The sequence below is a fragment of the Streptomyces sp. A5-4 genome (genome assembly GCF_051131715.1).
Taxonomy (GTDB): Bacteria; Actinomycetota; Actinomycetes; order Streptomycetales; family Streptomycetaceae; genus Streptomyces.
Genome location: NZ_CP178591.1, coordinates 8,184,378 through 8,210,237, shown reverse-complemented (window position 1 = coordinate 8,210,237; position 25,860 = coordinate 8,184,378). Strand labels below are relative to the sequence as shown.

17 protein-coding genes, 2 rRNA genes, 3 pseudogenes and 2 other annotated features are annotated in these 25,860 nt (G+C 67.0%); of the genes and pseudogenes, 2 read left to right on the top strand and 20 right to left on the bottom strand.

The window, feature by feature from the left end:
* Positions 1 to 21: 21 nt before the first annotated feature.
* The 10 genes from ACLLJJ_RS38365 to ACLLJJ_RS38320 form a co-directional block, all read right to left on the bottom strand.
* Positions 22 to 915: a Rossmann-like domain-containing protein gene (locus ACLLJJ_RS38365; protein WP_434599342.1), complete on the bottom strand. Its 894-nt coding sequence runs from the start codon at positions 913 to 915 to the stop codon at positions 22 to 24.
* A gap of 44 nt (positions 916 to 959) precedes the next feature.
* Complete coding sequence (locus ACLLJJ_RS38360; RefSeq protein WP_434599341.1) at positions 960 to 2,006, bottom strand: pyridoxal-phosphate dependent enzyme; 1,047 nt, start codon at positions 2,004 to 2,006, stop codon at positions 960 to 962.
* A 14-nt stretch (positions 2,007 to 2,020) separates the two neighbouring features.
* A complete protein-coding gene (locus ACLLJJ_RS38355; RefSeq protein WP_434599340.1) occupies positions 2,021 to 2,797 on the bottom strand; it encodes a methyltransferase in 777 nt (258 codons plus the stop codon).
* 43 nt (positions 2,798 to 2,840) lie between these two features.
* The gene (locus tag ACLLJJ_RS38350; RefSeq protein ID WP_434599338.1) at positions 2,841 to 4,355 is read right to left on the bottom strand and encodes an ABC transporter ATP-binding protein; all 1,515 of its coding nucleotides are present in this window, start codon (positions 4,353 to 4,355) and stop codon (positions 2,841 to 2,843) included.
* Positions 4,352 to 5,200, bottom strand: coding sequence for an ABC transporter permease (locus ACLLJJ_RS38345; protein ID WP_434599337.1), 849 nt, complete (start codon positions 5,198 to 5,200; stop codon positions 4,352 to 4,354). Before ACLLJJ_RS38345 ends, ACLLJJ_RS38350 begins: the two co-directional genes overlap by 4 nt.
* The gene (locus tag ACLLJJ_RS38340) at positions 5,197 to 6,144 is read right to left on the bottom strand and encodes an ABC transporter permease (protein WP_434599336.1); all 948 of its coding nucleotides are present in this window, start codon (positions 6,142 to 6,144) and stop codon (positions 5,197 to 5,199) included. Before ACLLJJ_RS38340 ends, ACLLJJ_RS38345 begins: the two co-directional genes overlap by 4 nt.
* A 2-nt stretch (positions 6,145 to 6,146) precedes the next feature.
* Complete coding sequence (locus tag ACLLJJ_RS38335) at positions 6,147 to 7,709, bottom strand: ABC transporter substrate-binding protein (protein WP_434599334.1); 1,563 nt, start codon at positions 7,707 to 7,709, stop codon at positions 6,147 to 6,149.
* Between the two features lie 166 nt (positions 7,710 to 7,875).
* Positions 7,876 to 8,841 carry a YihY/virulence factor BrkB family protein gene (locus ACLLJJ_RS38330; RefSeq protein WP_434599333.1) on the bottom strand — a complete coding sequence of 322 codons (966 nt, stop codon included), beginning with the start codon at positions 8,839 to 8,841 and terminating at the stop codon, positions 7,876 to 7,878.
* 126 nt (positions 8,842 to 8,967) lie between these two features.
* Positions 8,968 to 9,084: ribosomal RNA gene (gene rrf, locus ACLLJJ_RS38325) — 5S ribosomal RNA — on the bottom strand.
* 74 nt (positions 9,085 to 9,158) lie between these two features.
* A 23S ribosomal RNA gene (locus ACLLJJ_RS38320) occupies positions 9,159 to 12,281 on the bottom strand.
* Between the two features lie 316 nt (positions 12,282 to 12,597).
* Positions 12,598 to 13,252: a sequence feature (16S ribosomal RNA rRNA prediction is too short), on the bottom strand.
* Positions 13,253 to 13,542: 290 nt separating this feature from the next.
* On the opposite strand from ACLLJJ_RS38320, the pseudogene ACLLJJ_RS38315 reads away from it, so the two are divergent.
* Positions 13,543 to 14,775 (top strand): annotated as a pseudogene (locus tag ACLLJJ_RS38315) (ISL3 family transposase); the annotation flags it as partial.
* A 34-nt stretch (positions 14,776 to 14,809) separates the two neighbouring features.
* Positions 14,810 to 15,627 (bottom strand) — a sequence feature (16S ribosomal RNA rRNA prediction is too short).
* A gap of 557 nt (positions 15,628 to 16,184) precedes the next feature.
* On the opposite strand, the gene ACLLJJ_RS38310 reads toward ACLLJJ_RS38315, so the two are convergent.
* The 5 genes and pseudogenes from ACLLJJ_RS38310 to ACLLJJ_RS38290 all read right to left on the bottom strand — a co-directional run bounded on the left by ACLLJJ_RS38310 (position 16,185) and on the right by ACLLJJ_RS38290 (position 18,539).
* Complete coding sequence (locus tag ACLLJJ_RS38310) at positions 16,185 to 16,997, bottom strand: crotonase/enoyl-CoA hydratase family protein (RefSeq protein ID WP_434599332.1); 813 nt, start codon at positions 16,995 to 16,997, stop codon at positions 16,185 to 16,187.
* A gap of 7 nt (positions 16,998 to 17,004) precedes the next feature.
* Positions 17,005 to 17,439 (bottom strand): annotated as a pseudogene (locus tag ACLLJJ_RS38305) (LLM class flavin-dependent oxidoreductase); the annotation flags it as partial.
* Positions 17,439 to 17,642 carry a hypothetical protein gene (locus ACLLJJ_RS38300; RefSeq protein ID WP_434599331.1) on the bottom strand — a complete coding sequence of 68 codons (204 nt, stop codon included), beginning with the start codon at positions 17,640 to 17,642 and terminating at the stop codon, positions 17,439 to 17,441. The pseudogene ACLLJJ_RS38305 and the gene ACLLJJ_RS38300, both read right to left, overlap by 1 nt.
* A 119-nt stretch (positions 17,643 to 17,761) precedes the next feature.
* Positions 17,762 to 17,998, bottom strand: a pseudogene (locus tag ACLLJJ_RS38295) (SRPBCC family protein); the annotation flags it as partial.
* Positions 17,999 to 18,023: 25 nt separating this feature from the next.
* Positions 18,024 to 18,539 carry a winged helix-turn-helix transcriptional regulator gene (locus ACLLJJ_RS38290; protein WP_434599330.1) on the bottom strand — a complete coding sequence of 172 codons (516 nt, stop codon included), beginning with the start codon at positions 18,537 to 18,539 and terminating at the stop codon, positions 18,024 to 18,026.
* 151 nt (positions 18,540 to 18,690) lie between these two features.
* On the opposite strand from ACLLJJ_RS38290, the gene ACLLJJ_RS38285 reads away from it, so the two are divergent.
* On the top strand, positions 18,691 to 19,713 hold the full coding sequence (locus ACLLJJ_RS38285) for an acetylxylan esterase (protein WP_434599329.1): 1,023 nt from the start codon (positions 18,691 to 18,693) through the stop codon (positions 19,711 to 19,713).
* An 84-nt stretch (positions 19,714 to 19,797) separates the two neighbouring features.
* Here ACLLJJ_RS38285 and ACLLJJ_RS38280 read toward each other — a convergent pair whose 3' ends face one another.
* From ACLLJJ_RS38280 to ACLLJJ_RS38260, 5 genes are all read right to left on the bottom strand, one after another.
* The gene (locus ACLLJJ_RS38280) at positions 19,798 to 21,228 is read right to left on the bottom strand and encodes a polysaccharide lyase 6 family protein (RefSeq protein WP_434599328.1); all 1,431 of its coding nucleotides are present in this window, start codon (positions 21,226 to 21,228) and stop codon (positions 19,798 to 19,800) included.
* A 79-nt stretch (positions 21,229 to 21,307) separates the two neighbouring features.
* Positions 21,308 to 22,609: an alpha-L-fucosidase gene (locus tag ACLLJJ_RS38275; protein ID WP_434599327.1), complete on the bottom strand. Its 1,302-nt coding sequence runs from the start codon at positions 22,607 to 22,609 to the stop codon at positions 21,308 to 21,310.
* Positions 22,610 to 22,667: 58 nt separating this feature from the next.
* Positions 22,668 to 23,534: a carbohydrate ABC transporter permease gene (locus ACLLJJ_RS38270; RefSeq protein WP_434599325.1), complete on the bottom strand. Its 867-nt coding sequence runs from the start codon at positions 23,532 to 23,534 to the stop codon at positions 22,668 to 22,670.
* Complete coding sequence (locus ACLLJJ_RS38265; protein WP_434599324.1) at positions 23,531 to 24,535, bottom strand: carbohydrate ABC transporter permease; 1,005 nt, start codon at positions 24,533 to 24,535, stop codon at positions 23,531 to 23,533. The genes ACLLJJ_RS38270 and ACLLJJ_RS38265 overlap by 4 nt, the downstream gene beginning before the upstream one ends.
* Positions 24,532 to 25,860: an ABC transporter substrate-binding protein gene (locus ACLLJJ_RS38260; RefSeq protein ID WP_434599323.1), complete on the bottom strand. Its 1,329-nt coding sequence runs from the start codon at positions 25,858 to 25,860 to the stop codon at positions 24,532 to 24,534. The genes ACLLJJ_RS38265 and ACLLJJ_RS38260 overlap by 4 nt, the downstream gene beginning before the upstream one ends.

The following is a 25,860-nucleotide window of genomic DNA, read 5'->3' as shown; positions in this document are numbered from 1 at the left end:
TCGAGGGGGCGGAATCCGCGCTCACGACGCCGCCCGGTAGCGGTGGAGGGTGGTCTCGTCGGCGCTGAACTGCGAGAAGGGGAAGGGCTCCGCGGACAGTGCGCTCACGCCCGCGCCGAGGAAGGCGCGGGCGACGGCGCTGCCCGACTGGGCGTACACGACCAGCGGGATCCCGCGGGCGCGGCAGTGCTCGACGATCAGATCGAAGCTGCCGTTGCTCAGGGTCATGCCGGTCGCCACGACCGCGTCGGCGGCCTCCAGTACCTCGGCCATGTTGGTGGCGACGGGATCGCCCCACTGTGTGGTGCGGAGGTTGAGGTCGCAGGGCAGGCATACGCCGCCCCGCTCACGTATCGCCGCGACCAGCGGGTTGACGACGCCGATCAGGGCGACCTTGGCGCCGGGGGTGATGTCGAGCAGCCCGGCGATGGCGGCGTCGCGGGCGTGCGCCCGGGCCTCGGGCGTGCCGGACGGCAGGGTGACGGGTTCGGCGGCAGGGTGGCCGCGGTGCGGCTCGACCCGGGCGAGGTAGGCGTCGAGGGCCGCGATGCGTACCGGGAGGGAGCCGTGGCGGATGAGGGTGTCGAGGGTGCGCCCGGAGACGTTCGCACAGAAGCCGGGGACGAGTTCACCGGCCTCGAAGGAGCAGGCGCCGAAAGCGTCACCACTGCGCAGGAGGAGGTAGTGGTTGCGGTAGGTGACCTCGCCACCGACCAGCCGGGTGGTGTTGTGGAGCCAGAACGCGCTGGTGACGGCCAGCTCCTGGGGCGGTGGCCCGTAGGAGCCGGCCAGCACGGCGCGGCTGAGTTCGTTCACGGTCCGCGGCCGCGCGGCCTGCGGGTGAGGGGACTGCGGCCGCGCGGCCTGCGGGTGAGGGGGCTGCGGGTGGGGCGACTTGACTGGATCGGCGAGCATCTCTGATTCTTTCGTTGCCAACGAGGCCTTGGGGATACGGGAGTTCATCGCGCGGTCTCCGCCAGCAGGGCGGCCGACTCGGCGTAGGAGTGCGTGATCTCGTCTTGGGGCGGCGGCCAGGGCATCGCCGACCACGGGTGCGACAGGTCGGCGCACGAAGTGACCTCGTGCGGGCGCATCGAGCCCAGGCCGTGGGCCTGCGCGTGGTTGGCGTACGCGCTGTCGACATAGCGGTGGCCGGTGTCGGCGGCGATGAAGACGTACGTACGGGAGTCGTCGCGCTCGCGCTCGGCCAGGGTGGCCAGATAGGCGGCCCCCGCCGACAGCCCGGCGAAAATGCCGCTGGCGCGCAGGAGTTCGACGGCGCCCGACATCGCGTAGTCGAAGTTGACCCAGTGGACGCGGTCGTACAGCTCCTGGCGGACGTTGTCGAACGGGATGGAGCTGCCGATCCCCGCGATGATCATGTCGGGGTCCTGGACGTGCTCGGCGCCGAAGGTGACACTGCCGAACGGCTGGATGCCGACCAGGTTCACATCGCGGCCCGCTTCGCGCAGGCAGGTGGCGATGGCGCCGGTCGATGCCCCGGTGCCGACCGCGCCCACCAGGCTCAGCGGCCCGTCCGGGACCTCCTTCTGGACCAGGTCGGCGACATCGCGGTAGCCGAGGTAGTGGATGGAGTCGTGGTACTGGCGCATCCAGTGGTAATCGGGTTTCTCCCGCAGCAGTTCGGCGATCCGCCGCACGCGCAGGTTCTGGTCGAGCCGCAGGTTCTTCGAAGGGCGGACCTGCTCCAGCGTGGCCCCGAGGATCTCCAGCTGTACGCGCAGAGTGCGGTCGACGGTCGTGGAGCCGACGATGTGGCACTTCATGCCGTAGCGGTGGCAGGCCAGCGCCAGCGCGTGGGCGTAGATGCCGCTGGAGCTGTCGACGAGGGTGTCGCCGGGGGTGATCTGTCCGGTGTCCAGGAGGTGCCGTACCGCGCCCAGCGCCGAGTAGATCTTCATCGTCTCGAAGCGCAGACAGATCGCGCCGGGTGGGACGGCCACCACGTCCGGTTCCTTGACGGCTTCCGCTATGTGCTCGTGCATGGGGGTCGGTTCCTTCAGTTGGCGACGCGGTCGGCGGCGCGGGCGGTGACGTGTTCGGAGTCGCGCGGGGTGAGCGTGAAGAGGAAGGCCTGGCAGTTGTCGCCCTCCCAGCTCTGGCGGTGCGCGATCGCGGGCACGAATCCCGCCTCGACGGCGTACGCGACGATGGTGCGCAGTTCGGCGGTGTTGGAGACGACCAGATGGATCTCGCCGCCGGGTGCCAGCAGCCCGCGGTCGGTGATCTGGTCGAAGAAGCGCGTCACGATCCCGGCGCCCACACACACATTGCGGACGACGGTCGGGTCCTCGCTGGTCCGCGTGGAGACGGCGGGCGGGTTGAACGTGATGACGTCGAGCCGCGCCGAGTCGGGGAACTCCTCGAAGAGGTTGGAGACCAGCGGGCGGAAGTCGGTGCCGGGCCGCTCACCGGCCAGGCGCCGGTAGTGGTCGGCTGCGGTCGCGACGGAGTCGGGGTGGATGTCGGCGGCCCAGATCTCGCGGGCGCCCCGGACGCCCGCGATCACGGCCTCGACACCGAGTCCGGCGCCGATCGCCGCGTACGAGCGTCCGGCCACGGCGATGGTCCCGTCCAGCAGCCGGTCGTGGATGATCCGGCTGGTGTCGCCCGGCCTGAACACACCGGGCGGAAGCTCGAAGCTCCAGCCGTTGTACGTGTAGGTGCGGTGCGTATGGATGTCGGAGGGTGCGCTGTTGATGGCGAGGATCTCCTCGCGGGGCAGGGTGTCGGGCAGTGCTGCGAGCAGGTCGCCGGTTATGGTCCGGTCGGACATGGGTCCTCCGAGGGAGTACGTCGGGTGGATGATCGGTCCGGAATCAGGGACCTGGAACGGGCTCGGGGACGGCGCCGAGGCGCATGGCGCTGACGAGTTGGCGGGTCATGGCCGCACGCGGCGCGGCGAGCACCTCGGCCGGTACGCCGCTTTCGACGACGTGTCCGCCGTCGATGACCACCAGGTGGTGCGCGACCGCCGAGAGCAGCTCCAGGTCGTGGCTCACCCACAGCAGCGCCGTGCCGAACTGCCCGCGCATCCGGCCAAGTTCGGCGAGGACGGCGTCGGTGGCCACCGGGTCGAGGCCGGTGGTGATCTCGTCGCAGATCAGCACGTCGGGTTCGGCGAGCGCGGCGCGGGCCAGTGCGGCGCGCTGGAGCTGGCCGCCGGAGAGGCCGTCGGGGCGGCGCTCGGCGGTGTCCGCGTCGACACCGAGCCGGGCGAGCAGCGCGAGAGCCTCCTGCCGCGCTTCGCCCGGCGCACGTCCGCGCAGCCGTACGGCGGTACGAGCGACCTGCTCGGCCACCGGGCGCCGCTCGTCGAAGGAGCCGCGCACCTCCTGCCACACGTACTGCACGCGCCGCTTCTGTTCGACGGTGCGACGACGCAGCACCGGCAACGCCCGCCCGTCCAGCAGGACTTGGCCGCGCATGCGCTCGTGCAGACCGGCGACGCAGCGGGCCAGGGTCGTCTTCCCGCTGCCGGAGAGCCCGGCGACTCCGACGCAGGCCCCGGCGGCGAGTTCGAGGCCGACGCCGTGCAGGACCGGCCCGCGGCCTCTGCTGTGCAGTGCGGCGGAGAGGTCCCGCACCTCCAGGACGCCGAGCCCCACGGGGTCGTGCCGGTCAGTGGTGAGGGCGCGCCGCTCCGGCAGTTCGTCGGCGGTCACCTTGCCCCGCTCCAGGACGACGACGTGATCGGCCAGGGCCCGCACCAGGTCCAGGTCGTGGCTGAGCAGCAGAATCGCGAGCCCGCCGCGGGCGAGCGCGGCCAGCTCTCCGGCCAGCCGCATCCGGGTCACGGTGTCGAGCCCGGTGCTCGGCTCGTCGAGGATCAGCAGCCTGGGCCGGCAAGCCAAGGTCTGGGCGAGCGCGACGCGTTGGCGCTGCCCGCCGGAGAACTGGTGCGGGAAGCGGCGCGTCGTGTCACGGCCGGTTGGCAGCTGCGCGGCTTCGAGTGCTTCGGCGGCCGATCCGCCGTGCAGGGTGGCGAGTTCGGCGAGTACCGCGCCGGTCCGGCGGGCCGGGTTGAGTGAACTGCCGGGATGCTGAGGCATATAGGCGACGACGCGCCCACGCAGCCCCGACGCCCCCGTCACTGCCGTGTCGCCGTCCAGGACGGTGACGCCGCCGACCCGCACGCGTCCGCCGAGCCGAATGCCCGGCCCGGCCTCACCGATGAGCGCCAGCGCGGCTGTGGTCTTGCCGCTGCCCGAGGGGCCGACCAGCGCGGTGACCCGGCCCTCGTACACCTCGAAGTCGATCGCGTCGACGAGGACGGTGTCCCCGGCCCGCGCGGTGAGCCCGCGCACACTGGCGATGCTGACGGGGGTGGTCATCGGACCTCCGGTGAGGGGGTGCGGGAGCGGGCCAGCGCGCGGTCGGCGAGCAGGTTGAGCCCCACGGTGAACATGACAAGCAGCGCGGCGGGCGCCAGCACGGCCCAGGGCTGGAGCAGCAGCCCTTCGCGGCTACGGGAGATGCTCACGGCCCAGTCCGGGGCGGTCGGGCTCAGCCCGAGGCCGAGGAAGTTCGCCGAGCCGACAAGGAAGACGGCGAGGGTGATGCGGGTGCCGATGTCGGCGGCGACCGGCGCGAGTGTCGAGCGTGCGACGTGACCGAGCTGGATTCGGGCCCTGGACTCGCCCTGCACCCGCAGCGCCTCGGCGACGGGGCTGCTCGCGGCTTCGAGCGCCGCCGCCCGGACGAGCCGCGCCACGGGTGGGACGTTGACGGCGGCGACGGCGAGGGAGATCGCGGTGGGCGAGCCGCGCCAGCCCACCGCCACCACGCTGATCACCAGCAGGGACGGCAGCGGCAGGAGTACGTCGAGGGGGCGGATCAGCATTTCGTCGGCCCAGCGGCGCCGGCTGGACGCGGCGAGCAGCCCAATGGCCCCACCGACCAGATAGGCGACAGTGACCGCGCCGAGCGCCATACCGAGCGCGCTGCGGCCCCCGTGCAGCAACAGGGCGAGCACATCGCGCCCCAACCCGTCGGTGCCCAGGGGGTGTTCGCTGCCGCCCCCGCTGTACGGCGCGGCGGCGCCAGGAACGGCGGTGTCGGCGACCAGCGGACCGAGCAGGGCTGCCGCGACAGGCAGCGCCGCCAGCAGCCCGGCGACATACAGCGGGGCCCGGGACGTCTGCGCACGGACGTCCGGGCGCTTCGTGGGGCGGTTCACCGCAGGATCTCCGTCCGGGGTACGAGGCGGTGGCAGACCAGGTCGGCCGCCAGGCTGAACAGCAGGGCCGCCGCCGCCACGACCAGGGCCAGGCCCTGCACCGTGGGGATGTCCCTGGCTTCCACGGCCCGTACGAGCGCGGTGGCGACCCCGGGAATCGCGAAGACCGCCTCGACGACGAGGACACCGCCGACGAGGTTGTCGCCGACCCTGGCCAGTTCCTGAATGCCCGGAACGGCGGCGTTCGGAAGGACATGGCGCAGCAGGAGGGCCCTGCGCGGCACCCCGAGGCGGCGTGCCTGTACGACGTATCCGGCGCCCAGGGTGGTCACTGTCCCGGCCCGGATCTGCCGGGACAGCAGGCAGATCATCCGGGCCGCGACCACGGCCACGGGCAACACGAGCAGCGCCGGCTGCCCGAGCAGTTCTCCCGCACCCACCCCGACCCAAGTAGCGGGCAGCCAGCCGAGTTTCAGCGACAGTCCCGCGACGAGCAGCAGAGCCAGCAGGAAATCGGGGACGGCGTTCAGGGCAAGAGTCAATGAGCTGAAGACCCGGTCCGTACGGCCGCCTTCGCGCGTTCCCGAGGCGAGGCCGAGCAGCAGCGCGAGGGGCACCACCACGACCAGGGTCACCGCGGTCAGGACCAGGGTGGGGCCGGCCGACTCGGCCAGGATGCCGGTGACCGGGCCACCGCTGACCAGCGAGGTGCCGAGATCGCCGGTGAGGACCCCGCCCGCCCAGTCGGTGAACCGTTCCAGGGCCGGCCGGTCGAGGCCGAGTTGCTCGCGCAGCGCCGCCACCTGTGCGCCGGTGGCGTCCCCGTCGTAGCGCACGGCGGCCGCGTCGCCGGGCAGCAGGGAAGTGAGTGCGAACACCAGCCCCGCGAGCAGGGCGAGTTGGACCAGCCCGAGGACGAGCCGGTGCAGCAGGTAGCCACGCATCCTCAGGCCAGCCACACCTTGTCGAAGCGGGCCGAGTCGAGCGTATTGGGCGGGGCGGCGCTCACGCCGCGCACCCGGGCCGCTGCGCCATTCAGCCAGTCGGGGTGTCCCCACACCAGCAGACCACCCTCGTCGTGGATGCTGCGCTGCAACTGTCCGTAGAGCGCGCCGCGTTCGGCCTCGTCAGTGGTCGACTGCGCCTTGGCGAAGGTGGCGTCGAAGCCCTTGCGGCGCCAGCCGGAGGCGTTGAAGTCCGAGCCGGTGAGAAGCCGGTCGTTGATGTACGTGGGGATCGTCATCGCACCGGAGCGATGGCTCCCCATGACCCCCTTGGTCAGCTGATCCTTGAAGTACGTCTCGGAGGGGCCCGTGGTGACCTTCACCCGCAGTCCGGCGTCGGCGGCCTGCTCCGCGAAAAGCGTCGCCGCCTCGACGAAGCCGGCGGCGACGGATGAGGTGTAGATGGACATCGCCTTGTTGAGAACCCCGGCCCTCCGCAGCAGCGAGCGGGCCTCGGCGGTATCACGCTCACGCTGCGCGATGCCCTCCGGGTAGTACTGATATCCCTTGCCGAACATGTCGTTGCCGACCGTCCCGCGTCCGGCGAGCACCACGTCGACCAGCTTTTCGCGGTCGGCGAGCAGCTTGAAGGCCATAGTCACATCGGGGTTCTTGAAGGGCGCCTGGTCGCACTTGAGCACGATCACATGGGCGGTACTGCCCTTGGCCGCGACGATACGGACGGCCCGGTTGGCCTCGGCGGTACGCGCGAAGGTGGGCGTCATCTCGTACGCGTACTCCGCCTCGCCACCGCGAAGCGCGTTGCCCCGGGCGTCGGTGTCGGCGGCCAGGATGCTCAGCTCGTCGATGTACGCGCCGCCGTCCCAGTGGTCGTCGAAGCGCTCGGCGACGAAGGACCGGCCGGCCACGAAGGACTCCAGCCGGAACGCGCCGGTGCCGACGGGGTCGGCCGGGTCGCGGTAGCGCGAACTCACCATGGCCATACCGAGGGTGGCGAGGAGGGCGGGGAATTCGGCGCTGGGCCGCCTGAGCACGATCTCGACCGTGCGCGGTCCGACCCCTCGACTCTTCTTGAGGTCGACCACGGACAGCAGGCCCTGCGCGAAGTGGTTGGCGGCCTTGGGGTCGAGTATGCGGCCGAGGCTGAAAAGGACGTCCTCGGGCGTGAACTTCTTGCCGTCGTGGAAGCGCGCGTCGCGCAGTACGAACCGCCACACGGTCGCGGTCGCGTTGGACTCCCACTTCTCGGCGAGACGCGGCACCGGTGCCATGTTGGCGTCCAGCTCGACGAGCCGGTCGAACAGCGCCTTCGTACGGGCCATGTCGATGGCCAGGGCCTCGGCGTGCGGGTCGATGGTCTCCTGGTCCCCGCCGCCGGTGAACAGCGCCCGCAGCTGTCCGCCGCGCCGCGCCCCGGACTCGCCGTCGGCGGTCCCGCCACCGCTTCCGCCAGTTCCTCCACAACCGGTGAGCGCCAGGGCCCCGCCCGCACCGGCGGCGCCGGCCAGGGCAAGGAACTCTCTGCGGTTTCGGGCTGTAGACATACTGCTCCCCTGAATCACAAACCGTGGGCCGGGCACAGCTGTTGACCCCGACGGGCGGGGGTGTGCGCGGCAAGGATGGCCGAGACGGCAGTGAAAGCATCACACTTATTGAAAACGAATGTCAACACCACTTGGCGTGGTTCTGCGCTGCGGGACACGGGCGGGGTCAGTCGCCCGGGCCGGGATCGGGGCGGACCGGGTCGGTGAGGCCGGCGCGGGCGGCTTCGAGTTGGGCGGCGAACGCGATGCCCAGGAACAGGGCGACGCCCGTGAGATTCGCCCAGAGCAGCAGGGCGACGAAGGCGGTCAGCGGCCCGTACACGGCGCCGAAGGAGCCGCTCTGGGCGACGTAGAGGGCCAGCAGCCAGGTCGCGACGACCCAGAGCAGGAGGTGCACGGCCGAGCCGACCGCGAGCCACGTGTAGCCGGGCTGGTCGCGGCGAGGCGCCCAGCGGAATATCACCGCGGAGGCGACCCAGGCCAGCAGGACACCGACGGGGATCTCCAGCGGCCCCCACAGGTCGAGCAGCGAAGTGGACCATCCCAGAGCCTCGACGAGGGAACTGCCCACGGCCTCGCCGGCCACGAGCACCAGGAAGCCCAGCACCATGGGGATTCCGGCTCCCAGGGCGAGGAGCAAGCTCCGCCCGTACTTCATGAGGAAGGGCCGGTCCCGCTCGATGCCGTAGATCCGGTTGCTGCCCCGCTCGATCTGTCCCATGGCCGAAGTCAGGTTCAGCACGGCGAAGCCCAGGCCGAGCCACATCGCGAACGCGCTGGAGGTGCTGCCGCCCACACTCCGCCGGGTGTCGGCCAAGGCCTCTTCGACCAGTTCGGCGCTCGCCCCCGGAACGATGCGGCCGAGCGTCAGCTCAACGACGCGGCCCACGCTGTCGGTGTGCACGGCCGCGGCGACGCCCACCAGGGCAATGGCGAACGGCACGATGCCCAGGACCACCTGGAAGGCCAGTGACCGCGCGTGGCTGAAGCCGTCCGCGTACCGGAAGCGGGAAAAGGCGTCGAGCAACAGCTTGCGCCCGCCGTAGTGCCGCAGAGCGGTGAGGGCCTCGTCGCCGGAGAGCTCCTCGCCGATCATGTCCCGCGTCTGCGGAACGTGCGTCACAGTTCCCATAGGGCGTCCATCTCCACTCGGTCAGCGTTTCCCGATTTCCGGTTTCTCTGGCCCGAGAATACGGTCCGGGAACGCAAAAAAGCCCCGGCTCCTGGACATAAGTCCAGGAGCCGGGGCATAAAAATTGTTCGGCGGCGTCCTACTCTCCCACAGGGTCCCCCCTGCAGTACCATCGGCGCTGAAAGGCTTAGCTTCCGGGTTCGAAATGTAACCGGGCGTTTCCCTAACGCTATGACCACCGAAACTCTATGAAGTTAACCAAACCGGTGTATGCACAGTTCGTTACTTCAGAACTAACACAGTGGACGCGAGCAACTGAGGACAAGCCCTCGGCCTATTAGTACCAGTCAGCTCCACCCGTTACCGGGCTTCCACATCTGGCCTATCAACCCAGTCGTCTACTGGGAGCCTTAACCACTCAAGGTGGTGGGAATACTCATCTCGAAGCAGGCTTCCCGCTTAGATGCTTTCAGCGGTTATCCTTTCCGAACGTAGCCAACCAGCCGTGCCCTTGGCAGGACAACTGGCACACCAGAGGTTCGTCCGTCCCGGTCCTCTCGTACTAGGGACAGCCCTTCTCAATATTCCTACGCGCGCAGAGGATAGGGACCGAACTGTCTCACGACGTTCTAAACCCAGCTCGCGTACCGCTTTAATGGGCGAACAGCCCAACCCTTGGGACCGACTCCAGCCCCAGGATGCGACGAGCCGACATCGAGGTGCCAAACCATCCCGTCGATATGGACTCTTGGGGAAGATCAGCCTGTTATCCCCGGGGTACCTTTTATCCGTTGAGCGACAGCGCTTCCACAAGCCACTGCCGGATCACTAGTCCCGACTTTCGTCCCTGCTCGACCCGTCGGTCTCACAGTCAAGCTCCCTTGTGCACTTACACTCAACACCTGATTGCCAACCAGGCTGAGGGAACCTTTGGGCGCCTCCGTTACTCTTTAGGAGGCAACCGCCCCAGTTAAACTACCCATCAGACACTGTCCCTGATCCGGATCACGGACCGAGGTTAGACATCCAGCACGACCAGAGTGGTATTTCAAGATTGACTCCACACACACTGGCGTGCATGCTTCAACGTCTCCCACCTATCCTACACAAGCCGAACCGAACACCAATATCAAACTATAGTAAAGGTCCCGGGGTCTTTCCGTCCTTCTGCGCGAAACGAGCATCTTTACTCGTAGTGCAATTTCACCGGGCCTATGGTTGAGACAGTCGAGAAGTCGTTACGCCATTCGTGCAGGTCGGAACTTACCCGACAAGGAATTTCGCTACCTTAGGATGGTTATAGTTACCACCGCCGTTTACTGGCGCTTAAGTTCTCAGCCTCGCACACCCGAAGGTGCACTAACCGGTCCCCTTAACGTTCCAGCACCGGGCAGGCGTCAGTCCGTATACATCGCCTTACGGCTTCGCACGGACCTGTGTTTTTAGTAAACAGTCGCTTCTCGCTGGTCTCTGCGGCCACCCCCAGCTCACGGAGCAAGTCCGATCACTAGTGATGGCCCCCCTTCTCCCGAAGTTACGGGGGCATTTTGCCGAGTTCCTTAACCATAGTTCACCCGAACGCCTCGGTATTCTCTACCTGACTACCTGAGTCGGTTTAGGGTACGGGCCGCCATGAAACTCGCTAGAGGCTTTTCTCGACAGCATAGGATCATCCACTTCACCACAATCGGCTCGGCATCAGGTCTCAGGCACATGTCATCCGGATTTACCTGGACAACGCCCTACACCCTTACCCCGGGACTACCACCGCCCGGGCTGGACTACCTTCCTGCGTCACCCCATCGCTTACCTACTACCACCTTGGACCGGCGGCTCCACCACTTCCCTTTGCCCGAAGGCTCCAGGACGGCTTCACGGCCTTAGCATTAATGGGTTCAGTACTGGGCGTTTCAAAGCGGGTACCGGAATATCAACCGGTTGTCCATCGACTACGCCTGTCGGCCTCGCCTTAGGTCCCGACTTACCCTGGGCAGATCAGCTTGACCCAGGAACCCTTAGTCAATCGGCGCACACGTTTCTCACGTGTGTATCGCTACTCATGCCTGCATTCTCACTCGTGAACCGTCCACCACTCGCTTACGCGGCGGCTTCACCCGGCACACGACGCTCCCCTACCCATCCGCACTCCCGTTGGGGATATGTGTACGAATGACACGACTTCGGCGGTACGCTTGAGCCCCGCTACATTGTCGGCGCGGAATCACTAGACCAGTGAGCTATTACGCACTCTTTCAAGGGTGGCTGCTTCTAAGCCAACCTCCTGGTTGTCTGTGCGACTCCACATCCTTTCCCACTTAGCGTACGCTTAGGGGCCTTAGTCGATGCTCTGGGCTGTTTCCCTCTCGACCATGGAGCTTATCCCCCACAGTCTCACTGCCGTGCTCTCACTTACCGGCATTCGGAGTTTGGCTAAGGTCAGTAACCCGGTAGGGCCCATCGCCTATCCAGTGCTCTACCTCCGGCAAGAAACACACGACGCTGCACCTAAATGCATTTCGGGGAGAACCAGCTATCACGGAGTTTGATTGGCCTTTCACCCCTAACCACAGGTCATCCCCCAGGTTTTCAACCCTGGTGGGTTCGGTCCTCCACGACCTCTTACAGCCGCTTCAACCTGCCCATGGCTAGATCACTCCGCTTCGGGTCTTGAGCGCGCTACTAAACCGCCCTATTCGGACTCGCTTTCGCTACGGCTTCCCCACACGGGTTAACCTCGCAACACACCGCAAACTCGCAGGCTCATTCTTCAAAAGGCACGCAGTCACGACCGTATGTGCAAGCACATACAGCGACGCTCCCACGGCTTGTAGGCACACGGTTTCAGGTACTATTTCACTCCGCTCCCGCGGTACTTTTCACCATTCCCTCACGGTACTATCCGCTATCGGTCACCAGGGAATATTTAGGCTTAACGGGTGGTCCCGCCAGATTCACACGGGATTTCTCGGGCCCCGTGCTACTTGGGTGGTTCTCAAACGAGCCGTTGATGTTTCAGCTACGGGGGTCTTACCCTCTACGCCGGACCTTTCGCATGTCCTTCGCCTACACCAACGGTTTCTGACTCGTCTCATCGCCGGCAGACGATGAAAGAGAACTCCCACAACCCCGCACACGCAACCCCTGCCGGGTATCACACGCATACGGTTTGGCCTCATCCGGTTTCGCTCGCCACTACTCCCGGAATCACGGTTGTTTTCTCTTCCTGCGGGTACTGAGATGTTTCACTTCCCCGCGTTCCCTCCACATACCCTATGTGTTCAGGTATGGGTGACAGCCCATGACGGCTGCCGGGTTTCCCCATTCGGACACCCCCGGATCAAAGCTCGGTTGACAGCTCCCCGGGGCCTATCGTGGCCTCCCACGTCCTTCATCGGTTCCTGGTACCAAGGCATCCACCGTGTGCCCTTAAAAACTTGGCCACAGATGCTCGCGTCCACTGTGCAGTTCTCAAGCAACGACCAGTCACCCATCACCCCGCTCCGAAGAACGAGTGCACTGGGGCCGGCATCGCGAAGGTTCAGGCTGCGAAGCCCGTACCCTCAGATACCCAACAGCGTGCCCGACCCGGTTCCCTCCCTCCCACTTTCCACGCCGAAGCAGTACTTGTGAGAGAACAAAAACCGTGCCGAATAGTCAACGTTCCACCCATGAGCAACCAGCACCGGACGTTCGCCGATGAACTGGCCTCTGACCAGCCGAAGCCGGTAAGAAATGCTCCTTAGAAAGGAGGTGATCCAGCCGCACCTTCCGGTACGGCTACCTTGTTACGACTTCGTCCCAATCGCCAGTCCCACCTTCGACAGCTCCCTCCCTTACGGGTTGGGCCACCGGCTTCGGGTGTTACCGACTTTCGTGACGTGACGGGCGGTGTGTACAAGGCCCGGGAACGTATTCACCGCAGCAATGCTGATCTGCGATTACTAGCAACTCCGACTTCATGGGGTCGAGTTGCAGACCCCAATCCGAACTGAGACCGGCTTTTTGAGATTCGCTCCACCTTGCGGTATCGCAGCTCATTGTACCGACCATTGTAGCACGTGTGCAGCCCAAGACATAAGGGGCATGATGACTTGACGTCGTCCCCACCTTCCTCCGAGTTGACCCCGGCGGTCTCCTGTGAGTCCCCATCACCCCGAAGGGCATGCTGGCAACACAGAACAGGGGTTGCGCTCGTTGCGGGACTTAACCCAACATCTCACGACACGAGCTGACGACAGCCATGCACCACCTGTACACCGACCACAAGGGGGGCACCATCTCTGATGCTTTCCGGTGTATGTCAAGCCTTGGTAAGGTTCTTCGCGTTGCGTCGAATTAAGCCACATGCTCCGCTGCTTGTGCGGGCCCCCGTCAATTCCTTTGAGTTTTAGCCTTGCGGCCGTACTCCCCAGGCGGGGAACTTAATGCGTTAGCTGCGGCACCGACGACGTGGAATGTCGCCAACACCTAGTTCCCAACGTTTACGGGTCTTCGAATTTAGTGGGGGTGCGACGGTGACGACCTGACGGTTGGTCACCGTCCGTGATGGGCCTGCAGTGCGGGTGCCCCGGACGCGAGAAGCCCGCAGGTCTTCGTGATCATGGTTGTTCTCTACGCAACCGATCATGAAAACCCACGGACTTGAGCACTCACGATACCGAGATCAACAGGGACGCGACACGACTGCTGAGGCTGGAGGGGGTGAGTGTGACCAAGGTCAAGGACGACGGAGCGGGTGGATCGACGGTGTACGTCGTGACGAGCGAGGACTCCGCGAGGGCTTGCCCCTCGTGCGGGGTTTTCGCCACGCGGTTGAAGGACTACCGCACCACCGCCCCGAGACATCTGTCCTGCGGCGGGCGCCCGGTGAGTATCCGCTGGCGCAAGGCGCGCTGGCACTGCACCGAAGTAGCCTGCGCGCGCGGCTCGTTCACCGAGGCGATACCCCAGGTGCCCGCCCGGATGCGTACCACTGCCGCACTGCGCGAAGCGGCTGGTGCCGCAGTGGTCGACGGCGGCCGCACCGTGGTACAGGCCGGCCGGGATCTGGGCCTGTCCTGGCCGATCGTCCAGCACTGCTTCGAGCACTACGCCGCGGAGGTTCTGCCCGAGGACCCGCCGGTGACCGAGGCGATCGGGATCGACGAGACCCGGCGGGGCAAGCCGGTGTGGAAGCAGGACCCGGACACCGAGAAGTGGGAGCTGGTGGCGGACGCCTGGCACATCGGGTTCGTCGACGCCATCGGCGGACGCGGGCTGTTCGGGCAGGTCGAGGGCCGCAACGCGGCCTCGGTCGCCGACTGGCTGAGCGCCCAGCCCACCGCCTGGCGCGAGCGGATCTGCTACGTCGCCATCGATCTTTGCTCCACCTTCCGCGCCGCGATCCACCGCGCACTGCCCCACGCGAGGGTGGTCGTCGACTGCTTCCACATCGTGCAACTCGCCCAGCGCCACCTCGCCGACCTGCGCCGACGCCTCACCTGGAAACAGCACGGCCGCCGGGCCCGCAAGGGCGACAGCATCTACACCGTCCGCAAACTCCTGCGCCGCAACAACGAAGACCTCACAGACAAACAACGCGACCTCCTCAAGGCCGAGTTGGAGTCCATGGGCACCTACGGGAAGCAGATCTACGCGGCCTGGCAGGGAAAGGAACTCCTGCGCGACCTCCTGGGCCTGGCCGTCACGCGCCGGCACGTCACCCCCGACCCCTCCGCGATCTCCACCGCACGCCACCGCTTCTTCGCCCACGTCGCCGACCACGCTCACCTGCCCGAACTCGTCACCCTCGCCGAAACCGTCGAGCAGTGGTGGGACGGCATCGAGACCTACCTGACCACCGGCATCACCAACGCCGCCTCCGAAGGCAACAACCGCCTCATCAAGCTCGAAGCACGTAACGCCTTCGGCTTCCGCAACCGAGCGAACCAACGCCTGCGCTCACGCTGTGCAACCACGCGCCGCAGCCGACGGGAAGCACACCCCCACTAAATTCGAAGACCCACGTTTACGGCGTGGACTACCAGGGTATCTAATCCTGTTCGCTCCCCACGCTTTCGCTCCTCAGCGTCAGTAATGGCCCAGAGATCCGCCTTCGCCACCGGTGTTCCTCCTGATATCTGCGCATTTCACCGCTACACCAGGAATTCCGATCTCCCCTACCACACTCTAGCCTGCCCGTATCGACTGCAGACCCGGGGTTAAGCCCCGGGCTTTCACAACCGACGTGACAAGCCGCCTACGAGCTCTTTACGCCCAATAATTCCGGACAACGCTCGCACCCTACGTATTACCGCGGCTGCTGGCACGTAGTTAGCCGGTGCTTCTTCTGCAGGTACCGTCACTTGCGCTTCTTCCCTGCTGAAAGAGGTTTACAACCCGAAGGCCGTCATCCCTCACGCGGCGTCGCTGCATCAGGCTTTCGCCCATTGTGCAATATTCCCCACTGCTGCCTCCCGTAGGAGTCTGGGCCGTGTCTCAGTCCCAGTGTGGCCGGTCGCCCTCTCAGGCCGGCTACCCGTCGTCGCCTTGGTAGGCCATTACCCCACCAACAAGCTGATAGGCCGCGGGCTCATCCTTCACCGCCGGAGCTTTCAACTTCCCACCATGAGGCAGAAAGTATTATCCGGTATTAGACCCCGTTTCCAGGGCTTGTCCCGAAGTGAAGGGCAGATTGCCCACGTGTTACTCACCCGTTCGCCACTAATCCACCCCGAAAGGCTTCATCGTTCGACTTGCATGTGTTAAGCACGCCGCCAGCGTTCGTCCTGAGCCAGGATCAAACTCTCCGTGAATGTTTTCCCGTAATCGGGAGACACACACGACGAGCGGGACAACACAACCGGAATAAGGCGTGTCGTCCACAGCGTCCTCGCTAGTGTTGCCTGACCGCACCCCCGCCAGAGCGGGGATCGTCCAGGTCTTTTTCAAAGGAACCACCAACCCACCAGTAAAGGTGGGCCGGGGTATCAACATTTGGCGTTGACTTTTGGCACGCTGTTGAGTTCTCAAGGAACGGACGCTTCCTTTGGTCCCTTTTCACGGGGCCCTCCGGGCGCTTCCCTTCGGTATTTCGTGTTTCCGACTCTATCAGACGCTTTCGTGTCCGATTCCCCGTCGGCGGGGTTTGTCTTTCCGGCTGTTGGGCCGTTCCGACGTCCCGAACTCTAGCGGATTTCCCCGGCGGCTCACAATCGAGCCTGTGAAATGAATTCCGCATGCAGAAATCATCCCGAGTGGGAGATCGTTCTGAGTTTGGTTGCCGCTTTCACGGCGTGAGTGGCTGCTGCGGAACCGTTACGGCTCCGTGGCAACTCGGAGAACACTACGGATCGGCCCCCCGGTCAGTCAAACCTGAACGAGCCACCCCGCCCGGCGCCCGCCACGAACCGCGCCGCGCCCTCGCGGGTGTCGGCGGCGAGCGAGATCATGCCGTGGCGCCACTCGTTGGCCAGCGCCTCCTCCTCCGTCAGTCCCTGCTGCTCCAGGAGCGCCAATCGGTCTTGGCGCAGGCAGGTCTGCGGGAAGCGCGCGAGTTCGGCGGCGAGCTCCTCGGCGGCCTTACGTTCCTGTCCGACCGGGACCACCCGGTTGGCCAGGCCCATCTGCAGTGCCTCGTCCGCCGGTACGGGCCGACCGGTGAGGACCAGGTCCATGGCCCGGCTCGCGCCGATCAGCCGGGGCAGCCGAAACGTACCGCCGTCGATCAGGGGCACGCCCCACCTTCTGCAGAAGACTCCGAAGACCGCGTCCCGCGCGGCGACCCGCAGGTCGCACCAGAGCGCCAGTTCGAGGCCGCCGGCGACCGCGTGTCCGGCGATCGCGGCGATCACGGGCTTGCTCAGCCGCAGCCGGGTGGGGCCCATCGGGCCGCGGCCGTCGGCCTCGACCCGGTTGCCCCGCTCGGTGCCGACCGCCTTGAGGTCCGCGCCCGCGCAGAAAGTGCCGCCTTCGCCCCACAGGACTGCCACGGCGGCCGAGTCGTCGGCTTCGAATTCCTCGAAGGCCCGGCACAGGGCTTCCCCAGTCGGGCCGTCCACCGCCCCGCGCACCTCGGGCCGGGCGAGGATCACCGTGTACACGTCACCCCGTCGCTCCACACGCACGGGTGGGTCGGGATTTCCGGATCGCACGGAACCGACGGGCTCGTCAGCCATGGGTGCCCCCGCCGGGCAGCGGGACGGTGAATTCCTTACCGGCGTACGAGATCTTCTCGCCGGCGACCGCCTGTCGCACGATCTCCACGGTCTCCCGCATCCGCGCCGGCGGCCGGGCGAACGGGACACCGTGCAGGCCCTCGATCACCTGTGGGCCGGACGGGCCCAGCCCGAGGAGGAAGCGGCCCTCGGAGATCTGCGAGAGGGTGATCGCCGCCCGTGCGATGGCGGCCGGTGTGCGGGTGACGAGCTGGATGATCCCGGAGCCGAGCAGCATGCGGTCGGTGCGCGCGGCAAGGTACCCGAGTGGCGACGGCGCCTCCGGGCCCCAGGCCTCCGCCACCCAGCAGATGTCCATCCCGAGCTTCTCGGCCTCGGTGACGAAGTCGACCGTCTCGCGCCAGCTCCCTGACGATGCCTCGACCGTCGTCGACGTACGCATCAGGCTTCCGCCCCTTCCGTCTTCCCGGTCTCTGTCCCGGTACCTGTGGCTGTGTCTGTCTCTGCCAGCTTCTTGATCGCGTCGAGGGTGGCGGTGACGCTGTGCTCGATCTCCCGCAGTCGCACGAAGACGATCTTCTGTTCCTTGTCGGGCATGCGGTCGATGGCGAAGGAGATTCCGGAACGCGCCGGGCCCATCCGCATCCACTGGCTGAGCTCCGTACCTCCCTGGTGCGGTTCGAGGCTGAACCGCCAGGTGCTGTGGGGTGTTCGGGGTCCTCGACCGCCCAGGCGAGCAGTCTCAGTGGCTCGTACTCCACGAGGTGGGACGTGGTCGTCCACTCCCCCAGCGACTCGTGCTTGTTGTGCCCGGCGAAGCAGGCACCGAGCGACGGGCCCGTCGCACCGTCCGGCCACCGCACCGACCGCAGTTCGGTGCTCAGCTCCGGCATGAGCCCGATGTCGGAGACCAGCTCCCACGCCCGCTCCGGCGGGGCGTCGATCCAGGCCCGCGCCTCGACTGTTGGTTTGTCCGCATAACGTGCGCCGGTCCACTCCATGACCACGAGGGTTGCTTAGATGGACTCACTCGTCAAGGGAGTCGGTGGTGTTGAACCGCCGCTGCACATCGGGGCGTTCGGCCAGCCTGGGCGGGTAGCCGGGTCCCAGGCGCGGGCTGGTGTCCTCGGACGTCATCGGTTCCTTGCAGGCCCCGCAGACCACCTCGGCGTGGCTGTCGCGGCCGCACGTCTCGTGGTGGAAGACGACGGGCGGGCCCGCCTCGCCGGACAGCCAGCGGTCGCCCCATTGGTTCATCGCGGCGAGTACGCCGAAGAAGTCGCGGCCCTTCTCGGTGAGTACGTAGTCGTAACGGACCGGCTGCCGCTGGTACGGCTGCTTCTCCAGCAGACCCTCGTCCACCAGCCGCCGGAGCCGGTCGGTCAGGGTGTTGCGCGCGATGCCGAGTTCCTGTTGGAACGCGTCGAACCTCTTGATGCCGTAGAACGCCTCACGCAGCACCATCGGCGTCCACCAGTCGCCGAGCAGGTCCATCGTGCGGGCGATCGAGCATGGCCAGTTCGCAAAGGAAGTCCGCCTCATACAACTCAGCATAAGTGGGTCTCGCGATGAGACTCTGCAGCCAGATCCCTTGACAGGTACCCCGCGGAGCGAATCGACTTCCATGGCGGCGATCTTCGTCGTCGCCGGGTGTCCCCGCCCCTCGATCCGCACTTAGGGAGAGCACCACCCCATGCCCCTGACCGACCTTCCGCTCGACCAACTCCGTGACTATCGGCCTGTGTTGGCCGAGCCCGAGGACTTCGACGCCTTCTGGACCGGCACTCTGTCCACCGCACGCGCCGCGTCGGACGGGCCCGCGCGATACGAGCCGGTGCAGTCGTCCCTGTTGAACACCGTCGATGTCTGCGACGTGCGCTTTCCCGGCTGGGGCGGCCAGCCCGTCGCGGCCTGGCTTCTGTTGCCGCGCGGCGCCGAAGGGCCGCTGCCGGCCGTGGTGAACTACCTCGGTTACGGCGGCGGGCGCGGCCTGTACACCGAGGGGCTGCTGTTCAGCGCCGCCGGTTACGCCCACCTGATCGTCGACAGCCGCGGTCAGGGGCACGACACCCCCGACCCCGATCCGGCCGTCGGCACCCAGTACGTGCGCGGCTTCATGACCCGGGGCATAGATGACCACCGGGCGCACTACTACCGGCGGCTGATGACCGACTGTGTGCGCGCCGTCGACGCGCTGAAGGAGCACCCGGCCGTCGATCCGGAGCGTGTCGTCGTCCACGGCGGGAGTCAGGGCGGCGGGCTGGCCCTGTCCACCGCCGGACTTCTGGGCGACGGGGTCGCCGCCGCGCTCGTCGATGTGCCGTTCCTCTGCCACTTCCGGCGTGGGGCACAGACCGCGGCGGAGGGGCCGTACCCGGAGATAGCCCACTACCTGGGTGCCCACAAGCGGGCGGACCCAGAGGCGGCCTTCCGTACGCTGTCCTACTTCGACGGTGTCCACTTCGCCGCACGGGCCACGGCGCCCGCGCTGTTCAGCGTCGGTCTGATGGACCCCATCTGCCCGCCGTCCACCGTGTTCGCCGCGTTCAACGCGTACGCGAACGACGACAAGGACATCCGGGTCTGGGAGTTCGGCGACCACGCGGGCGGGCGGGGCTCGCAGGCCCAGGAGCAGCTTCGGTGGCTGGGTGAGCGGGGTCTGGGTGCGTCCCGGTCGCTCAATGGATCGCGCGCCCATTCGCTGAACGCCCGCTAAGGGCGTCGCACTGCGGTACGCCCTACCCGTCCAGCGCCTGCGGGGGCGCTGGACGGGGTGTCCCGGCCGTTCAGGGGCCGGAGATTACGGGGCGTTCGGGCCCACGTCGGCCGGCGTCAGGGGCCGGTACACGGGCGCCGCGGTCGCGTACTCGTCGCAGCCGATGTCACGGCTCGTGCCGCGCGGGTGGCCCTCGATGTCGAGGGTGACGGCCGGCTGCTTCAGGGTGGCGGCGCCGATCGCGGGGCTGGCCGCCGACAGTCTGGGTATGCCGTCGGAGCCGGTCACCAGCTTCGGGTCGGTGCGGGTGAAGGTCCCGGCCGGGATGTTGCCGTTGGCGGCGGCGCCGAACAGGATGTTGCTCTGCCAGGTGAAGCGCAGGGTTGTTCCCATCTTCACCAGGTCGCCCGAGCTTCCGACGAGCAGGTTGTCCGCGATGACGACGTCTCGCGGCTCGTGGGCGCGTGACTCGCCCGAGAGTGATTCGGCGTTGTTCAGCAGCGTGTTGTGCGCGATGAGCACACGGTCGGCCGCGTCGTTGCCGCGCCGCGCCTCGACGGACTCATTGGGGACGTGGTCGCGGGCCGTACCGCTGCCGACGACCAGGGCCCGACCGGACAGTCCGGCCAGATAGTTGTTGACGATCTTGTGGTCGTTGCCGTAGATCCGCACGCCTTCCTTGCCGCCGATGATCCAGTTGCTGTCGACGGTGGTGCCGTTGCCGTGGCGCAGGACGATGCCGCCGAGGCTGTCGCGGATGGTGTTGTAACGGACGGTGTTGCCCGAGGACTTGACCGAGATGGCCTCGGGGTCGCCGTCGACCCGCTCGAACAGGTTGTGCTCGACCTTCGCGCCCGCCCGGGTGAGGGCGCGTCCGCTGACCCCGAGCCGGATCGGTTCGCCGCCGTTGGCCCCGGCGAAGGAGTGGTCGGAGAAGTAGTTCTTGAAGACCTGGACGTCCTGCGCCATACCTTCCTTGTCGGCGCCCTCGATGCCGAGGAAGATGCCCAGCGTGGTCTTGCCGTGGAAGTGGTTGCGGTCGACCTTGCTGAAGTCGGCCCGCACCATCACCCAGTGCAGCCCCTCGATGTCGGCCAGCTGGAAGTCATTGCGGGTGAGGCGGATCTTCGCGCAGTCCGGGGGGATGTCCAGCGTGGTGCTCTGACGGAACGAGAAACCGCTGACGATGATGTTGTCCGAGCCGCTGAAGACGAAGCTGTGCCGGCCGCGCAGGACGGCGCCGCCGCGGGACTGCGCGACGATGGTGATGGGCTGGTCGTCCGTGCCGTGCTTGCTCTTGACGGTGATCGGCTTGTTGTCGGGCACGTTGTAGGTGCCGTTGGCCAGGGTGATCACAGCGCCGGGGGCCGCACTGTTGATCGCGGTCTGCAGGGCGGCCAGCGAGTCGACGGATATCGCGGGCCGTCCCGCCGGGGACATGGCCTGTGCGGTCGCGGGCAGGGCCATCAGAACTGCTCCCAGAGCGGTTCCGGTGAGGAACGTGCGGCGTTGCATGGTGCCTCCACAGTGCTGGATCGGTGCTGGATCGGTCGGGCGGGTGTCGTACGGAAGGGGCGAATGCCGTACGGGGCGGTCAGGCACCGGGCGCCTCTGCGGACCGGGGCACGAGGAACAGCTCGATGACGGGGACCGGGGTGTCGGGGCGCTGGACCGGGAGCTGGAGGGTCAGGGTGCCGGGGGCCTGTCCGCCCATGCGGGTGTTCTGGGCCGGCAGGTCGGGGTCCACCTCGACCCGGACGATCTCCGACGCGTCGTTCAGCAGCTGCGCGTAGCGGACCCGTCCGGCGAGTCCGGGCAGGTGGACGTGGCGCAGCGGCCAGGCGAAGAGGTGGAGGTAGAGCCGGTCGCCGCGCTGGGTGTAGCGGCAGTCGGACGGTGCGGTCCAGTCGGCGGGGCCGCAGCCGCGTACCGACCGTTCGTGCAGGTCCATCCACCGGCCGAGGTCCGCGAGTACGGCGGTGGCGTGGGGGTCGATGTCGCCGCGGCCGGTCGGTCCGACGTTCAGGAGCAGGTTGCCGTCCTTGGACACGCCGTCGACGAGCATGCGCACGAGCAGCTCGGCGCTCTTGTGGTCGAGGTTGTCGCGGTCGTACCCCCAGCTGCCGTTCAGGGTCTGGCACGCCTCCCACCGCACCGGGCGGCCGCCGTCGGTCATCGGCCCGGACGGCTGGTACTGCTCGGGGGTGATGAAGTCCCCGGGGATGCCGGTCCGGTCATTGACCAGGATTCCGGGCTGGAGTTCGCGTACGAGGTCGAGCAGCCGGTGCGAGTCCCAGTCGTCGGGTCCCTTGCCGCCCCACCACTCCTCGCGGCCCGCGTAGGAGAAGTCGAAGAAGAGGTAGTCGATCGTCCCGTAGGAGGTGAGCAACTCCCTCACCTGGCCGTGCAGATACTCCTGGTAGTCGCGGATGTCGCGGTCGGCGGCGGCCTCGATGTATGCGGCGTCGTCGCGGCGCGGGTGGGTGCCGTCGACGGGGAACGCGGGGTGGTGCCAGTCGATCAGCGAGTGGTAGAAGCCGACTTTGAGGCCCTCGGCCCGGCAGGCGTCGACGAAGGGCCCGACGAGATCGCGACCGTGCGGGGTCTTGGTGACCTTGTAGTCGGTGAGCGCGCTGTCCCAGAGGCAGAAACCGTCGTGGTGCTTGGTGGTGAGGACGACATAGCGCATGCCGGCCGCTTTTGCCGTACGGGCCCACTCGGCCGGGTCGTAGCGGTCGGGGTCGAAGTGGTCGAAGTAGACCTGGTACTGGTCGTCGGTCAGCCGCTCGCGGTTCTTGACCCATTCGTGCCGGGCGGGGAGTGCGTACAGCCCCCAGTGAATGAACATGCCGAGCCGGTCGGTGGTGAACCAGGTGCTGTCGGTGCTCGCGCTCACAGGCGTCGTTCCTTTGTCGTCTTGTCGTCGCGATGTCGCGGGTCCGCGGTGGGGTGCGTCAGCCCTTGAGTGCGCCGGAGGTCAGGCCGTGCACGAAGGAGCGTTGAAAGAAGAGGAAGACGACCACGGACGGCAGCAGCGCCAGCAGCGACGCGGCCATCACCACACCCGGTGTGACGGCGGGGTCGATGCGCAGGGTGCGCAGGGCCAGCGGGAGGGTGTACGAGGAGGAGTTCGTCGCCACGAGCAGGGGGAGCAGGTACTGGTCCCAGATCATGGTGAAGCCGAAGACGCCGATGACACCGAGGGCGGGCTTGCACATCGGCAGGATGATCTGGGCGAAGATGCGCAGATCGCCGGCGCCGTCGATGCGGGCGGCCTCCTCCAGCTCGCGGGGCACGTCCTTCATGAACTCGGTCATGACCAGGATGGAGAAGGCCCAGGCGCCCAACGGCACGATCATCCCGGCGAGGGTCCCGATGAGGTTGAAGTGCACCACGGGAAGGTCGGCGAGGATCAGCGACAGCGGGATGGCCAGGATCTCCTCCGGCAGCATGAGTGTCGCGAGGATGGCCACGAACACCACCGTCATGCCGGGAAAGACCTTCCTGGCCAGCGCGTAGCCCGCCAGTACGGACACCGCGACCTGGAGCAGCAGTCCGAAGCCGACCACGAAGAACGAGTTCAGCAGGTACTTCAGTACACCCTCGTCGAAGGCCACCCTGAAGTTGTCCAGGGTGGTGCCGGAGGGAATGATGCTCAGCTGCGTGGGGTCCTTGACGTGGTTGAACGCTCCGACGAGCAGGGCAAGCAGCGGCCCTGCGAAGAGGAGCAGGATGAGGGCGTAGGTGAGCGCCTTGAGTGCGCGGCTGCCCACGCTCTTGCTCTCGGTCAGCCCCAGCGCGGTCTCGGTCGGCGCGCTCATGCGTTTCCCCTCCGTCGGAACAGGTGGACACAGACGGTCAGTACGAACGTCGCGGAGAACAGCAGGACCGCGCCGGCCGCGCCGACTCCCAGCCGGTTCTGTTCGAGGCCCAGCTTGTAGATGAGGGTCATGACGACTTCGGTGGAACCGTCGGGGCCACCGTTGGTGAGCAGGAAGACCTCGGTGAAGACCCGCAGGCCCCGGATGGCCGCGAGGACGAACAGGATGGAGAAGACCGACCGCAGCCCCGGCACGGTGACGTGTCGTACCCGCTGGAATCTGGAGGCGCCGTCGACCTTCGCGGCTTCATACAGGCCGCGGTCGACGCTCGAAAGACCCGCGAGGAAGATCATCATGTCGTAGGGCGCACCCCGCCAGATGCCGGTGAGCATGATCGAGGCCATCGACGTGTCCGGGTCGTTGATGAACCCCGAGGGGCCGAAGCCCAGCAGGCCGATGAGGGAGTTCATCATGCCGTCGCCGGTGGGGTGGTACATGATCCGCCAGAGTTCGGCGACCACCGCGATCGGCACCACGACCGGCAGGAAGGCCGCGGAGCGGATGAAGCTGAGCCGGCGGCTCTGCCCCTCCATCAGCAGGGCGAGCGCGAGCCCGAGGAGGATGCAGCCCGCGGTCTGCCCGACGGCGAGGATCACGGTGTGCCAGGCGGCTTCGCGGAAGCCGTCCGAGGCCAGGATCGTCGTGTAGTTGCTGCCGCCGACCCACTGGTTGCCGAGGTAGGGCTGCACGTCCTGGAAGGACATGAGGATCGCGTTGCCCATGGGGATGAACTTGAAGTAGACGAAGAGGATCAACGCCGGGGCCAGGAACAGCCAGGGCGTCCACCATCGGCCCCCTCTGCGGCTGCGGCGCCGCCGGCCGTCCTTGGCCGTGAGGGCGCCGGTCCGCGGTGCGGTCCTGACGGTGGAGCTCTCCGTACCGGCGGTATCCACCTTGTCGATCGCGCCGGCCTCGGACGGCTTCACCTGGTGCACGCTCATGACGCGGCGATCCCCTGCTCGTCGAGGATGCCCTTGAGCTTGCCGTCCAGTTCCTTCAGCTCCGCCTTGGTGTCGAGACCGCAGTCCGCCACGAGGGCGTTGATGGTGTCGGCGGTGGTCTGCCGCACCGGGGTCCAGTTGGGGATGGACGGCGCGTACCGGGCGGAGGACTCGTAGATCTCGGCGTACGTCTTCCAGCGGGGGTCCGAACGCACCTCGGAGATGTCGACCTTCCTGTTGACGGGGAGCTGCACGAGGTAGCCCGTCTCGCCCTCCATGCCGAGCTTCTGGCCGTCGACGGAGACCACGAAGTCGGCGAAGTCGTCCTGGCCCGCCTCGTTCTCCGAGCCTGCCATCAGATAGACGGAGCCTCCCTCGGCGAGCACGGTGGAGTCCATGGGGCCCTTGGGCATCGGGACGACCTCGTACTTGTCCTTGCCGAGGGTCTCGTCGAAACGGGGCAGGAGGTACGGGCCGACGACGAACATGCCGGTCTTTCCGGCCTCGAACGTCTCGTTGGTCGGCGGGGAGTCCATGGTGACGGCGCCGGGCTGGATCGTCTTGTCCTTGCAGCCGAGGTCGCGGAACCACTGGACGGCCTCGACGGACTGTGGCGTGGTCATCGCGGGCCGGTAACTGCCCCGGCCGACCTCGGTGATGAAATCGCCGCCGGCGGCCCAGAGGAAGTTGGAGAAGTACCAGGAGGCGTAGCCACGCTTGGTGGACAGCGGGGCGGCGAGCCCGTGGGTGTCGCTCTTCCCGTTGCCGTCCGGGTCACCGGTGGTGAACTTCTTGGCCATCGCCGCGAAGTCGTCCCAGTCGGCCGGGGCCTTCAGGCCGAGCTTCTCGCGCCAGTCCTTGCGGATCAGCAGGGCGCTGGCCTGGGCGGAGTAGGGAATGCCGTACTGCTTGGCGTCCGGGCCCTTGCCGGACGCGAGTCCCTGCGGGGCTATGTCCCCGCTGCTCTTGATCTTCTTCAGGTCGATCTCCCTGACAAGGCCCTGGCTGTGCATCGCGCCCAGCTGGGTGACGTCGTTGAGGACGATGTCGGGGAGGTTCTTCTGGGCGGCGCGCTGCTGGAGCTTGGTCTCGAAGTCGTCGAAGATCGCGGTGACCTCGACCTTCTTGCCCGTGGCCTTCTCGAAACCGGCGACGAGCTTGAGCGTCGCCTTCTCGCCGGGCCCGCCCGGCGTGGTTCTGGTCCACAGTTCGAGGGTGGCGTCCGGGTCCTGCTTGGCGTTCGACCCGGCGGGGCCGGACGAGCAGCCCGTCAGGACCAACGAGGACACGAGGAGCCCCGCACCGATCAACTTTGATTTCCGCAT